1 protein-coding gene is annotated in these 259 nt (G+C 59.1%); it reads left to right on the top strand.

Going from position 1 to position 259, the window contains the following annotated elements:
• On the top strand, positions 1–259 hold a 259-nt coding region (locus tag EUU22_RS04250; protein ID WP_165351083.1), incomplete at both ends, for a tetratricopeptide repeat protein.

The raw sequence follows: 259 nt of genomic DNA, 5'->3' as shown, positions 1-259 counted from the left end.
AGCGCAGGCATTGGAGGAGGCCGGACGTTTCGCGGAGGCTCGCGACCGGTTTAGCGAAATGCTTCGGGAAACAGAGACAGCCGCTCCCAATTCACCTGATGTGGCAGCGTTGATGAACAATCTCGGAACTGTCGAAGCGGATCTCGGGAATTACCTTGACGCGGAACGGCTCTATCGCGAGGCGCTCGCAATTCTTAAACAAACGCGTGGCGAGGACGACCCGCAGACGGTGGGCACCATGCTCAGCCTGGGAGGATTG

Origin of the sequence: Ciceribacter ferrooxidans (genome assembly GCF_004137355.1) — a bacterium.
In the GTDB taxonomy this organism is placed as follows: domain Bacteria; phylum Pseudomonadota; class Alphaproteobacteria; order Rhizobiales; family Rhizobiaceae; genus Allorhizobium; species Allorhizobium ferrooxidans.
This window is presented reverse-complemented; position numbering and strand designations above follow the sequence as displayed.